This is a genomic window from Candidatus Dependentiae bacterium (genome assembly GCA_018897535.1).
In the GTDB taxonomy this organism is placed as follows: Bacteria; Babelota; Babeliae; order Babelales; family UASB340; genus UASB340.
This window is the reverse complement of the sequence record JAHIKO010000011.1, coordinates 1-13,886: the sequence shown is the minus strand read 5'-3', so window position 1 is coordinate 13,886 and position 13,886 is coordinate 1. Positions and strand designations below refer to the sequence as shown.

The window sequence follows — 13,886 nt, the reverse complement described above, 5'->3', positions numbered from 1 at the left end:
AGCTTTTACATTATATTTTTTAAGAATGTCCAAAACAGCTGGGGTTACAATTGTATCGGGACCATCATCAAATGTTAGTGCTACCATTTTTTTTTCAGTTGACCCATTTATAAAAATAGTCTCCTTATTCGAATTAGCCAATTTTATAATTTTGTTTCGCCAATTATCTAATGCAAGTTGTTTTTCTTTGGGATAATTTTTAGAAATTCCTAATATATTATAATTTTCAGCATAAACATTTTGCAATAATAAAATTAAACAAAATAAAAAATATTTTTTCATAAAACTTCTTTCTTAAATTTGGTCTAAAGCAGCTACTTCTTTCCCACTCTACCCACTCTAACTTTACACATATCTTTCGAATTAAAATATTTGGTACAAATTTTATTAATATCTTCAAGTGTCATGCTTTGAACCTGATTCAATACTTTATTGTAATAATCAAAACCTAAATCAAAAGACTTTAATCTTGCATAAACCATTGCCAAAGCTTCATTACTTGCCGTAATATCAATAATATCTTTTAAATAACCTTGTTTTGAAGCATCAAGTTCATGCTGCAACACACCATCTTTTCCAATCTCATCAATAACCGATTTAAATAAATTTTCAGCCTTTTCTACATTTTCCAAATTTAAAATAGATGTAACATAATCAAATCCGTTAACTCTAGATGCTCCGGCAGCAAACATTCCACTCGCGGTATAAAACAGTCCTGTTTGTTCACGTAATTGAAATAATCTAGAACCTAAAGAACTAAATACTATAAAATCTAAAATTTTTACAGGCACATAATCGTCATGATAAATATCTATATTTGATGGTCGACCCATAATAAGCATTACTTGGTCGCGAAGCATAAACTGATCAACATTTAAATTTTTATCAAAATCTCCTGACTTTTTTTCTTCAACTAAAAACTTTTCACCATGCCATGAAGAAAAAATATTCCTAATTTTATTTTCAGTTTTATCCAAATCAAAATTTCCAACGATAGATAAAATCATATTTTGTGGCGTTACATATTTTTTGTGTAATTCTTTTAATTTTTTAATATCAACCGTTTTTATAATTTGAATGGCATCATCAAATGACCAATTAAATGGGTGATTTTTATAAATTAAATTCTTAAAAATCTTTAATCCCAAATCTTTCTGTGAATCTTTTCGTCTTTCATAAAGATCCAAAAGTATTTCTCTTAATTTTTCAAACTCGGATTCGGGAAAATCCGGTTTTGTTAATATATCTGCAAATCTGGATAAAACTGAATCAATATTTTTAGTTAAAGAGGATACAAAGCCCCCGGTAACATCAAAACTATAAGTTGCACCTAAATTTTCAAAAAAGTCGACATTCTGTTCTTTAGAAAAACCTGCAGCACCTTCCATTAAATAATTCATCATGAAATCAAGTAAAATACCCTCTTTGCTGTCGGCAAAAAATGCTGCTTGCTTAAATCGCAGTGATGCAGAAAATATTGGCCATGGCTGATTTTTGTGAATTAAAACGTTAAGTCCATTTTCTAATGTAAAATCTTTATCCGGTTTTGGAAATTCAAAACTTAATTTTTCAGGATTTTTAACCTTATTTACAAATGTTGGTGTCTCAAGAGGTGCCGTCCTTTGATGCTTGGCTAAAATAAGCTTATCCATCTCTTCAGATTTTTCTTTTAATTTTTGCCATGTAGATTTTTTATCTTCAGGTAACGGTAAAACTGAAATTTCATTTACAAAAAATGTATCCAAATAATTTTTAACAAATTCAACAATTTTATCCGAAGAAACTTTTGCATACCTGTTTACGCTTGCGAAAATATCGTATTCATCTTTAGTCGCAATAAAAGATTCAAGCCATTCATATGTAAAACTTTGCAAACTCTGCAATTGTTGAAAATGTTCACGTTCCCTTGTATTTACAACTTTTTCGATTTCACTTTTTTCTACACCGTTTTTTACAATATTGTTAAGCTCTTCGATTATTAATTTTTTACATATAGCTGATTTATTTTTTAAAGGCTCAACAATTATAAAAAACAAACCGGCATGCATTAATTGGTGACCAAATGCTGCAACTGACGCAGCAACTTTTTCTTTTTCAACCAAACGTTTATAAAGTCGACTACCCTCTCCGGTTCCAATTACGGATTCGACAACGGATACAAGTTCTTTACCTTTTGCATTAAGTCCGGGAATTAACCAATAAAAACCTTGTAATTCTTGAGTTACATCTTCATATAAAACGGTATTGTTTGTAGTTGAATTTGAAACAAGTTCAAAAACAGAACTTAAAGATTCGTCAAAATGTGAAATACCATCACCATTATCTAAGTTTGAAAAATTTTGTACGGCGATATTTTCAGCCTCATCAAGATCAATATCACCAACCATAAACAAAGTTGCGCGTTCAGGTTTATAATATTTTTTATAAAAAGCTTTTAAATTTTGAGCTGAAATATTTACAAGATCCTGTTTATAACCAATTACGGGTGCATGATACGGATGATTTGACGGAAATGTATTTCCAGTCGCAATCTCAATCATCTGCCTAAAATGGTTATCCTTCATCATTCTTAATTCTTGGATAACAGCTTTAAATTCTGATGCCAAATGCTCTGCATCAAATTTGGCATTTTGCATACATTCTGCAAGAATTTCAACAAATGGTTTCCAATTATTTTTATTAACTTCAAAATAGTAACTTGTTATGTCTTTTGATGTAAATGCATTAAAATCCGCTCCAAATTTTCTGGCAATGGCATCAATATCACCTTCTGCAAATTTATCGGTACCTTTAAATATCATGTGTTCAATTAAATGCGCAAGCCCACGTTCACCGGATTTTTCAACCCAAGAGCCAATATCATAGGCTATTTGCAATAAAACTTTTGGCGTTTGAGTTGTTTTAAAAATTAATACCGTAAAACCATTTTTTAAAACTACTTTTCTTATATTTGGAAAATCCATATTTGATTCAACTTTCATATTTAAATTTAAACTATCTTTTTTTATGCTACATGATTTTAACAAAAGAATTGAAGAAAAAACTATAAAAATAAATACCCACACAAGTTTATTTTTTAAAAAAACAAAATAACCATTCATAAATTCTCCTAAAAAAATAAATTCTGATATAATGTAAGCTTAACAAAAAAAACAAGATTTATACCATGCAAAATAATAATATAAAAATATTAATATTAAGAGTATCTGCAATAGGTGATGTAATACATACTTTACCTGCAATATTTTTATTAAAAAAAATGCTACCAACGGCAGATATAAGTTGGGTTGTACAAAAAAAAGCCGCTGATATTTTGGTTAATCAAAAATTTATAAAAAATTTGTATATTTTAAACGATAAATTTTTATATCCCAAAAATTTAAAAAGTACACTCAAAACAATAGTAAATTTAAGAAAAAATAAATGGGATTTTATTCTTGATTTTCAGGGGCTTTTAAAAACATCAAGTATAATTGCTTTTTTAACCGGCAAAAAATTCGGTTTTGACAAGCAAAATGCTAGAAGCAAATTTTCAACTTTTTTTACGCACAAACAAATAAACCCAAATTACAAAAATATAATAGAAAAAAATTTATCTTTAGTTACACATACTGCTTTTAATTTTAAAAATACAAAAAGTTGTCCAGCAATAGAGTCTATAAAACAAGATTTTAAATTAAATTATTCCAATCATGATACAAATTTTGTTGAATCATGGCTGATAAATAATAATATAAAAAATTTTATTTTACTTGCACCAAATACGACTTGGGAGTCAAAACATTGGCCGCAGGAAAATTGGATTGAGCTTGTAAAATTTTTACAAAAAAATTTAGTAAACTCTAAAATAGTTTTAACAGGTACACATTTTGGTAATCAGGCAAAAAATATTCTTAATTTTTGTAAAAATAATAATTTAAAAATTATTGAAACACCCAAATTCAATCTAATACAGATGGCAAAACTTATAGAAAAATCCAAATTATTACTGGCGCCCGATACGGGCCTTTTGCATTTGGCAGATTTTTTACAAAAAAATGCAATTGGCATCTTTGGACCAACCAAAGCTAAAATCCATGGTGCATATATAAATAAATTTAATATAGACAATGCAATTCAAATAGAATGTCCCCATTATTACGAAAAAACACATGGAAATACAAAAAATTCTAGTAAATCTAATAATTGTATGTATAAACTGAATGCTGAAACTTTGGGACGAAAAATTCTATATTTATTAGGGGACGAAAAATGAAAAAAGTTTTATTTTTTATTGCAAGTATATTCGCAATGAATATTTTTGCTCAAGAATCAGCTCAAGAAAAAAACAGTCTTGATATAAAAAAAGCTGTAGAAATTGCTTACAAAAATAGACCAAGTTTAAAAGCTTTAAAATTTGCAACCCAAAGTTACGCTTATGGTGAAAAAGTTGCAATTTCCGGATATTTGCCTCAGTTAACTTTATCTTCAGGTGAAAGTTTTGCATCCGGCTCAAAGGGGGCGCAAAATTCAACAACCATTGCAGCAAGTCAACTTATTTACAGCTTTGCAGGACCGGAGAGATTAAAACGTATTGCAAAAAAAGACACGGAAATTTCAAAATTAAATGAACTTAATCATGAAGATTTGGTTCGAAACGAAGTGGAAATATCTTTTTTACAGACTTGGTTATTACAAGAAAAAAAGAAGGCGATAGAATCTCTATCTTTTGCGGCAAAACAGACTATAAATAAATCAGAACACCAAGATAAATTAAGATTGTTGGGACAAAACGATTGGCTAAAAAATTCATCAACTTATGCAAGTAATATGGCAAGTGTTTATATGTATATTGATGATTTATCAAGTTCGCAAAGTCAACTTGAATATTTACTTGGCGATGATTTTAAAAAAGATAATAAAAATCCGGAACTTATTTGGGATTCAAAAGACGAAATTAATATAAAAGCGCTTGATTATTATCAAGACCTTGCACTGAAAAATAGAACCGAAATTCAAATGAAAAATAAAGAAATAGAGAAATATGAAGAATATGAAAAATATTATAAATATAATTATTTACCAAGTTTTAATCTTACAGGACAAGCCTCAAGGGCAGATCAAGTAAAAAGTAATAACATAGGCGTAAATCTAAGCTGGAATTTATTTGATGGCTCTTCAAATTATTACCAATCGCAACAAGCAAATGCCAGTAGATTGAAAGCATTACAAGAAAGAGAAAATTATATTCAAGAAATAAAATATAGTGTTGAAAGATCTTTTCATGATTTACTAAAATACAAAAAACAACTTACAGCCAAAGATGCAGCATTAATGCAAGCCGAAAACGAATATAATTTGGCAAAATTAAATTATAAAATCGGTAATATTTCCAAAGTTGATCTTGATAATTCCATGTACAATTGGGAAAATTCCAGATTTGATTGGCTTACCGCAAAAGTTAATGTTGCGATTAAACAAAGTGAACTGTTTTTTGCTTGCGGTTATCCTAAAAATATTTAATTGACTTTCAATAAAAGTTATTTAAATTCATACACTTATAGTGTTAATAATTATTTTTTTATTAAGGGTTATTCATGAATAATTTTAAAAAATTTATATGCTTAATAATTTTTGGCGTGATAACAACGCAGCAAGCATTTTCTGTTATCACGGATAAAGATATAAACAACACAAGAAGAGTTGTTGATTTAATCGCAATTTTTGATCAAGTAATTTTTAGCACATTGCCGGAACAATCTCGTACTTACATTAAAAAAGATATAAATACTAAAAAACTTAAATCTTTTTTAAGTAAACATAAATTCAATAAAATAAATGAAAAAATTTCTGTCGAATGTAACTTACCTGCAGTTTTAAACGAAACACTTGCTGCAGCAGTAAACGAGACTGATTACACGCAAGAAATAATTGATTTATTAAGTATTTTATCGCGTTCATGGGAATTTGCTAAAATTGATGATTCTACAGATAGTTGGTCCATAATTGATACAATAAAGAATATAAATCTTATCAAATACAATTCAATTAGTGCAAATAAAAGCATCAACGTTTTAAATAGCGCATTTCCAGTTATAGAAAGCATTATTACAAGAATTTTATCCAAAGCAATATTCATAAATGCATCAAATAAAATTTTTGAAAATAATACACTGGTAAGAAGAATATCAAATGTAATTTTATTAACTACAGCAGAAGCATTAGCTTTATATATCAAAAATAATGCTCAGATTAATCTTGAATTGAATAAAAATAAAGATAGCGAACAAACTGAAATTGAAACAAATTTTAAATGGCAGCACAAAAATTTTGACGCAAAAGAAATCTATTATTTAGTTCCAATATTTGTAAAAAATGCAATTACACAAGTTTTGGGTGAAGTTATTAACAAATTATTAATCGCATCGCCTGAAAAACAAAGACATGAATTATTTCAGACAATGGTTCAAGAAAATTTTAAAGAGTAATGCAAAGCGTTGACATTGTACTACAAAATTAGCTCCTATTTTTTTTATTAACAATAATTTCTGAATTATGTTATTTTTTTAAAAAAATTTAGGAGCACAAATGAAATTAAATAAATTCATTACACTTTTATCAATAATTATAATAATTGTATTTTTAACAAACTTCTTTTACAAAAAATATTTTAAAAAAGAAGTTATTCTACCATATAAAACAGTAAAATTGGATCAAAGAAATATACAGCAAACTATAGATTCAACAGGAACTCTTGAAATAAAAGACACTTTAAAAATAGGAAGTTTAATTCAGGGTACTGTAAAAAAGATTTTTGTAAAAGAAAATGATAAAGTTTCAAAAGGCCAACTGCTGGCACTTATAGATAACGGAAAAGACGATTCAGATGTATTACGCGCAAAAGGCGATCTGCAAAATATAGAAGCTCAATTAATTTATCAAGAAAAATATTTTGCACGTCAACAAGAATTATTTAAAGCCAATCAAATATCTCAAGATTTTTTTGAACAAGTCATAAAAGATCTCGATCAACTAAAAGCAAATAAATTAAGTGCACAAGCAACCTTAAAAAAATATGAAATTGAATATAATAATACAAAAATAACTGCACCTGAGGACGGTATTGTAATTGCAGTTGGCATTACGGAAGGTGAAGCTGTAACCGTAGATCTTGATGCAACCGTTTTATTTAAGATTGCAAAAGATTTAACAAAAATGGAAGCCGAACTTTATATAGACGAGAGTGAAATTGGACTGGTTGCAAAAAATCAAGAAGTAAAATTTAACGTTTCTACATATCCGGATAAAACTTTTAAGGGAATAATTACAGACGTAAGTTTTTCACCAGTAAGAATTGGTGGTGTACTTGCTTATAAGGCCTACCTATCAGTTGAAAATAAAGATATGTTATTGCGACCCGGAATGACGGTTAATGCAGAAATACGAATTGCAAAAGTAAAAAATTGTTTGGCAATAAATTCTCAAGCTTTTCAAATAAGCCATAAACTTATCGAAGCTATAGCAAAAACATCAAAATATAAAATAGAAAAAGCAGATAAAAATTTAATAAAAACATTAGATGCAAAATGCACAAAAACAGATTGCGTAAAAAGCGTTTGGGTTGTAAAAGATAAAGTATTTATAGAAACACCGACAATAATTGGAATAACGGATAATATCTATTACGAAATAAAGTCAGGATTAACTAAGTTTGATACAATAATTGTTGATGTGGAAGAAACAGATGAAATGTCCAAACTTTATTCAAAAATGTTTGAAAGTGCCGTTTAATTATGAATATAAAAGCTTTATTAAGAATATCTTTAAATTCAATAAGGCAACATAAAGGCAGATCGATTTTAACGATATTGGGAATAGTTGTTGGTATTGCAGCAATAATAACAACATTGGCAATTGGATATGGAGCCGAGTTAAAACTAAGACAAAAAATTTTAGGAATGGGAAAAAATTTTATATTTATTCAATCGGGAAAATTTCAAGAGGGAAAAACAAGCGAAAAACATAGGAAAAAAAATATTTACTTAGAAAAAAAAGACGTTGAAATTTTAAAAGAACAATGTCCGGCTATAGATAAAATTACGCCAACATTATTTTATAGAAATATAATTTCATACAAAAAAAATAATATTCACTCCGATATAAAATGTGGCAATCAAGACTATCTGGAAATAATAGATCGAAAAATTATAAAGGGTTCATATTATAACGAACAGCAATATCTAAAAAGTGCAAAAGTTATAGTACTTGGATATAAAGCGGCCAAAGATCTTTTTGGATTTTTAAATCCAATTGGCGAATCGGTTAAAATAAAAAATATTTATTTTAAAGTAATCGGAATTGTAGAAGAAATAAAAAATTTTTATGGAATTCAAGATCCTAATTATGATTGTTATATTCCATTAACAACAGTAGAAAAACAACTTTTTTTAGACACAAATAGATATATTCACGGAATAGGAATTTGCGCAAAAAATAAAGCCGATATGCCATATATAACAAGAATTTTAAAAAGAATTTTAAGATTCAAACATAGATTAAAAGATAATGAACCTGATGATTTTTCCGTTATTGATCAACAAGAAATTGTAAAAGCCGCCAAACAGTCTTCAAATATTTTAAATTTATTACTTTTGATAATCGCAACGATATCTTTATTTGTTGGTGGAATAGGCGTTATGAATATAATGCTAGTTTCAGTATCCGAACGTACACAAGAAATTGGAATTCGCATGGCAATAGGCGCCACTACTAAAAATATTTTGTATCAATTTTTAATAGAATCTATAACACTTTGCACAATAGGAGGAATTATCGGCATGGTAATAGGAATAACAACGCCATATGCTATAAATCATTTTACAAAATGGCTTGTTGTCCACAAACCGGGCTCAATTTTAATCTCTTTTGCAATAACAACATTAATAGGTTTAATTTTTGGATATTATCCGGCGAAAAAAGCTGCGAAACTTAATGTTGTTGATGCATTAAAAGAAACATAAATTTTCAAAATATTCTTTTTCAAAAAGTTTAGTGTTACTATTATCTTTTGACATATAAATTTTTATAAAAGAAAAGATAATATTATGAATAACAAAAAAATAATAATAATTACATCTACAGTTATAATCACTGTAGCACTAAGTATCTATTTTTTTAAAAAAAATCATCATGAAAAAAAAGCTTTATTTGAAACATCAACTCCAATAAGAAAAGATTTAACTCAATATGTAAATGCATCAGGAACATTAAGCGCTAAAGATGAAATAACAATAGGAAGTTTGGACGCGGGAAGAGTTGTTGAAATAAAGGCCGACGATAATGATTTTGTAAAAAAAGATCAGGTACTTGTAATTCTTGATGATGGTATAAATTATAGCGCTGTAAAAAAATTCAAAGCTGTAGTTGATGAAGCAAATGCAAACTTAGAATATTACAAAAATTTTTACGCAAGACAAACTGAATTATACAAAGCAAATCAAATTTCACAAGATCAGTTTGAACAATACACGCAACAATTAAAAGTTCTTGAAGCCAGAGTAATTCAAGCTATTGGAGAACTTGAAATGAGACAACAGGAATATGACAATTTATTTATAAAATCTCCGGCTGACGGAGTTGTAATTGCAAAAGAGGTTAATCTTGGACAAATGATAACTTCGAGATTTCAAGCAACAGTTCTTTATAAAATAGCAAAAGATTTGCACCATATGGAAGCAAAAGTTGATGTTGATGAAGCTGATGTTGGGCTTGTCAAAGATGGACAAGAAGCAACTTTTACTGTTGATGCATTTCCCAAGTTAAAATTTACAGCAAAAGTTGAACAAATTAGATATTTGGCAAAAATTGTAGATAATGTTGTAACCTATGCAACAATTTTAGATGTTGATAATCCTGACCTAACGCTACGACCGGGAATGACAACAAACGTTAATATAAAAGTAAAAGAATCTAAAAATGCACTTTGTGTAAAGAATAAATCGCTAAGAATAAATAGTTTGGTTTTGGAAAATGTGGCAAAAAAACTTGATTTTGAATTTATAAGAATTCCCGACACCGATGCAAAAACAGAAATCGATCATGTGTGGGTTTTAGACAATAATAAGTTTAAACAAATAGCTGTTGAAATAGGTTCAAAACATGGAACATATTCAGAAATTATATCAAAAGAGATTGATGATAATTCTCTAATTTTGACTTCCGTTGAAGATACTGAAAGAAACAATGATATGTTGGAACAAATTTTTAACAAACCGGGCTCTATAGGAAGTAAGAAAAAATGATAATTCTTGAAGCCAAAAATTTAAAAAAAATATATCAGATGGGAGAATCTGAAGTTCATGCTTTAAAAGATGTAAGCATTTCCATAGAAAAAGGTGAATTTGTTGCAATCACCGGTACATCGGGATCCGGAAAATCAACTTTAATGCATCTATTAGGTTGTCTTGATATTCCAACAGAGGGTGAATATCTAATTGATAATAAAAATGTTTCCACTATGAATCGCGACGAACTCGCTCATATAAGAAATGAAAAAATAGGATTTGTATTTCAAAAATTCTTTTTACTACCTGATCTTACGGCAACAGACAATGTAGCATTACCGCAACTGTATGCAGGAGTACCGGAAAATGAAGCGAGAGATAAAGCTAAAAAACTTTTAACTATGGTTGATCTTAATTCCAGACTGGATCATTATCCATACCAACTTTCCGGCGGCCAGCAACAAAGAGTTGCAGTTGCAAGATCTTTAATAAATGAGCCTGCTATAATTTTAGCCGACGAGCCTACCGGTAATTTGGACACGCAAACCGGTGATACAATTATGGAACTATTTTCAAAATTAAATAAAGAAAATAATGTAACAATAATTATAGTTACCCATGAATCTGAAATTGCACAAAAAACAAATCGCATAATTCAACTACTGGACGGCAAAATTATCTCTGATAAAAAAATAAGGTAAAAATAAATATGAATAGTTATCAGTTACTTTTAACCGCCTTAAGATCTTTAAATAAACATAAAATACGTTCACTATTAACAACACTTGGCATAATCGTTGGTATTATTTCCATTATTGCCGTTATGTCCATAGGTGAAGGCGCAAAATACAGGGTAAAAAAAGAGATAGAAGGTCTTGGAACAAATTTTATATTGGTAATCGGTGGAACTCCAAAAAGATTAATGGCACAACGAGGAGGCTCCGGAAACCTTACATTAAAAGAGCAAGATTATACTGCAATAATTAATGAATGCGATGGCGTTGCAATGGCATCACCGGGATTACAGGGAAGTCAAAAAGTATTATATGAAGGAAATAATTGGCAAACTCAACTTGGCGGAGTTAACCAAGATTACCTTGAAATTAGAAATTGGGCGCTTGAAAAAGGAGATTTTTTTGACAAAAATGCAGTAAAGTCAGGAAAAAAAGTTGCAGTTATAGGACAAACCGTAAAAAATGAAATATTTGGCAAAGAAAATCCTATAGGAAGAACGGTTAGAATTAAAAAAATCCCTTTTACTATAATAGGCGTACTGGCTGAACGAGGTAAATCGCCTGATGGCCGAGACGAAGACGATATTATATTTGTTCCGGTAAAAACCATGCAGAAAAAACTTATGGGAATCAAAACGGATAAATATGGAGCAATTATAATTTCTGCAAAAGATAAAGATTCTATGAATAAAACAGCGGATGAAATAAAATCAATACTCCGTCAAAGACATAACTTATTACCAACGGAAGAAGATGATTTTACAGTGTTTACTCAAGATGATATCTCAAAAGCGTCCGATGCTGCATCCGGTGTTTTAAATATTTTACTTTTAGTTATTGCATCAATTTCTTTAATTGTCGGTGGTATTGGAATTATGAATATCATGCTTGTAACGGTTACTGAACGAACCAAAGAAATAGGTATTCGAATGGCAATCGGAGCTACAACATCGGCAGTCTTAACTCAATTTGTTTTGGAAGCAATTATAATTTGCTTATTCGGCGGTCTTTTGGGAATTTTTTTTGGATCATCGATTGCTTATACTGTTGGACAAATTTTAGGCTGGCCAATATTTATATCACTAAAATCTATTGCAATCTCACTTTTTTCTGCAATAAGTATAGGGTTATTTTTTGGATATTATCCGGCTAAAAAAGCTTCTAGATTAAATGTTGTTGAAGCTTTATTGGAACAATAAAAATTGTTTATGAATATAAAAAATATAAAAAAAATATTTTCAATAACAATTTGCTTATTTTTATCTAAATCTCTTTTTGCAAATAAAATATCTTTTGATGAAGCTATTGAAAGACTAAAAAACAACGATCCAACTCTTACTATTTTATCTTTTTCATTCTATCTCCACGACTTCACCATGACCAAAGAACGTATTATTGAGCTAGCTAAAGTATTAGAAACAAATACATCTCTTACTAATTTATTATATCTTGCAGGCAACAATATTGGACCAGAAGGTGCCTTTGCATTAGCTAAAGCATTAGAAACAAATAAATCTCTTACTAATTTATATCTTTCATCCAATAATATTGGACCAACCGGTGCTATTGCATTAGCTAAAGCATTAGAAAAAAATACATCTCTTACTACTTTGGATCTTTATTATAACAGCATTGGACCAGAAGGTGACTTTGCATTAGCTAAAGCATTAGAAACAAATAAATCTCTTACTACTTTAGAACTTTCAAATAACAATCTTGGAAATAAAGGTGACTTTGCATTAGCTAAAGCATTAGAAACAAATAAATCTCTTACTAATTTATATCTTTCATGCAATAATATTGGACCAACCGGTGCTATTGCATTTGCTAAAGCATTAGAAATAAATAAATCTCTTACTACTTTAGATCTTGCAGTCAATAATATTGGACCAGCCGGTGCTATTGCACTAGCTAAAGCATTAGAAAAAAATACAACTCTTTCTACTTTATATCTACAATATAACAATATCGAAGACAAAGTCGCTGTTGCATTAACTAAAGCATTAAAAATAAATACTACTCTTACCGGTTTAAATCTTAGTAACAATAATATTCAAGACTACTCAATTTTATCCGAAATTAACTTTTATTTATCTCGAAACAAAAAAATCAAAGCAATTTATTCAAATAACATTGGAAATGAAAAAATCACTTTATATTTACCTGAAAGTTATGATTGTTGTAATGTTGGAGAACTTGAATTTGAACGACAAGCACTGACCTATGATAAAGGTTTAATGCAAAAACGATTGGGGCTAGACGAAGATGGGGTTGAGATATTTATTAAATCATTAATAACTGACTATGGTAATGATGAAATTTTTAAAGAAATAAAAAAATATAATAAACATAAGTCTAATTTTAAAACAAAAGAAGAAATTGAAGAAATAGAAAAATTTTGTGAATTTAAAAAAAATAAAATTGATTTTTTAAAGAAATTATTATTGTGGATTAATACTGGTGTAATTTATGATTTAGAAACAAAACAAAAAATAATAAACCTAATGAAAGATTTAAAACTTAATATTGAAGATAACGATAGGGAATTATTTGTAGGTGAATCTTTTGATGATTTATTAGTTGAATTGCATCGAGATGAAAAAAGTAAAGATTTTAAAATTAAGTACCAGGAGCAGAATTCACTCAATACTGTTGTATTTGTACACTCCTTTATTTTAGATTTAAAAACAAGATTATTCAAAGAATTTAAAGCAGCAATAAATGACGGTAATATTATTGACGATAAAACTAAAACTATCCCATATTATGGAGAATCCAGTCTTGATGCACTTAAAATTTTTATAAAATTTTTATACACAAATAATATTGAACTTAACAACGATGTTTTTAAAAAAGAGTTATTACTTGATTTATGGGATTTGGCTAATTT

Annotated in this window: 11 protein-coding genes; 9 read left to right on the top strand and 2 right to left on the bottom strand. The window is 28.7% G+C overall.

Annotation, left to right across the window (positions count from 1 at the left end; genetic code table 11):
* On the bottom strand, positions 1-282 hold a 282-nt coding region (locus tag KKE07_00685), incomplete at its 3' end, for a polysaccharide deacetylase family protein (protein ID MBU4269378.1).
* 32 nt (positions 283-314) lie between these two features.
* Positions 315-3,101: an insulinase family protein gene (locus KKE07_00680; protein MBU4269377.1), complete on the bottom strand. Its 2,787-nt coding sequence runs from the start codon at positions 3,099-3,101 to the stop codon at positions 315-317.
* Positions 3,102-3,166: 65 nt separating this feature from the next.
* On the opposite strand from KKE07_00680, the gene KKE07_00675 reads away from it, so the two are divergent.
* From KKE07_00675 to KKE07_00635, 9 genes are all read left to right on the top strand, one after another.
* The gene (locus KKE07_00675) at positions 3,167-4,255 is read left to right on the top strand and encodes a glycosyltransferase family 9 protein (GenBank protein MBU4269376.1); all 1,089 of its coding nucleotides are present in this window, start codon (positions 3,167-3,169) and stop codon (positions 4,253-4,255) included.
* A complete protein-coding gene (locus KKE07_00670; protein ID MBU4269375.1) occupies positions 4,252-5,502 on the top strand; it encodes a TolC family protein in 1,251 nt (416 codons plus the stop codon). The genes KKE07_00675 and KKE07_00670 overlap by 4 nt, the downstream gene beginning before the upstream one ends.
* Before the next feature lie 74 nt (positions 5,503-5,576).
* Positions 5,577-6,467 (top strand): hypothetical protein, encoded by an 891-nt coding sequence (locus KKE07_00665; GenBank protein ID MBU4269374.1) that lies wholly within the window; start codon positions 5,577-5,579, stop codon positions 6,465-6,467.
* Between the two features lie 100 nt (positions 6,468-6,567).
* Positions 6,568-7,770 (top strand): efflux RND transporter periplasmic adaptor subunit, encoded by a 1,203-nt coding sequence (locus tag KKE07_00660; protein ID MBU4269373.1) that lies wholly within the window; start codon positions 6,568-6,570, stop codon positions 7,768-7,770.
* Between the two features lie 2 nt (positions 7,771-7,772).
* Positions 7,773-8,999: an ABC transporter permease gene (locus tag KKE07_00655; protein ID MBU4269372.1), complete on the top strand. Its 1,227-nt coding sequence runs from the start codon at positions 7,773-7,775 to the stop codon at positions 8,997-8,999.
* Positions 9,000-9,083: 84 nt separating this feature from the next.
* Positions 9,084-10,280 carry an efflux RND transporter periplasmic adaptor subunit gene (locus KKE07_00650; GenBank protein ID MBU4269371.1) on the top strand — a complete coding sequence of 399 codons (1,197 nt, stop codon included), beginning with the start codon at positions 9,084-9,086 and terminating at the stop codon, positions 10,278-10,280.
* On the top strand, positions 10,277-10,963 hold the full coding sequence (locus KKE07_00645; protein ID MBU4269370.1) for an ABC transporter ATP-binding protein: 687 nt from the start codon (positions 10,277-10,279) through the stop codon (positions 10,961-10,963). Before KKE07_00650 ends, KKE07_00645 begins: the two co-directional genes overlap by 4 nt.
* 8 nt (positions 10,964-10,971) lie before the next feature.
* Positions 10,972-12,195 carry an ABC transporter permease gene (locus tag KKE07_00640; protein MBU4269369.1) on the top strand — a complete coding sequence of 408 codons (1,224 nt, stop codon included), beginning with the start codon at positions 10,972-10,974 and terminating at the stop codon, positions 12,193-12,195.
* Between the two features lie 9 nt (positions 12,196-12,204).
* On the top strand, positions 12,205-13,886 hold a 1,682-nt coding region (locus tag KKE07_00635; protein MBU4269368.1), incomplete at its 3' end, for a hypothetical protein.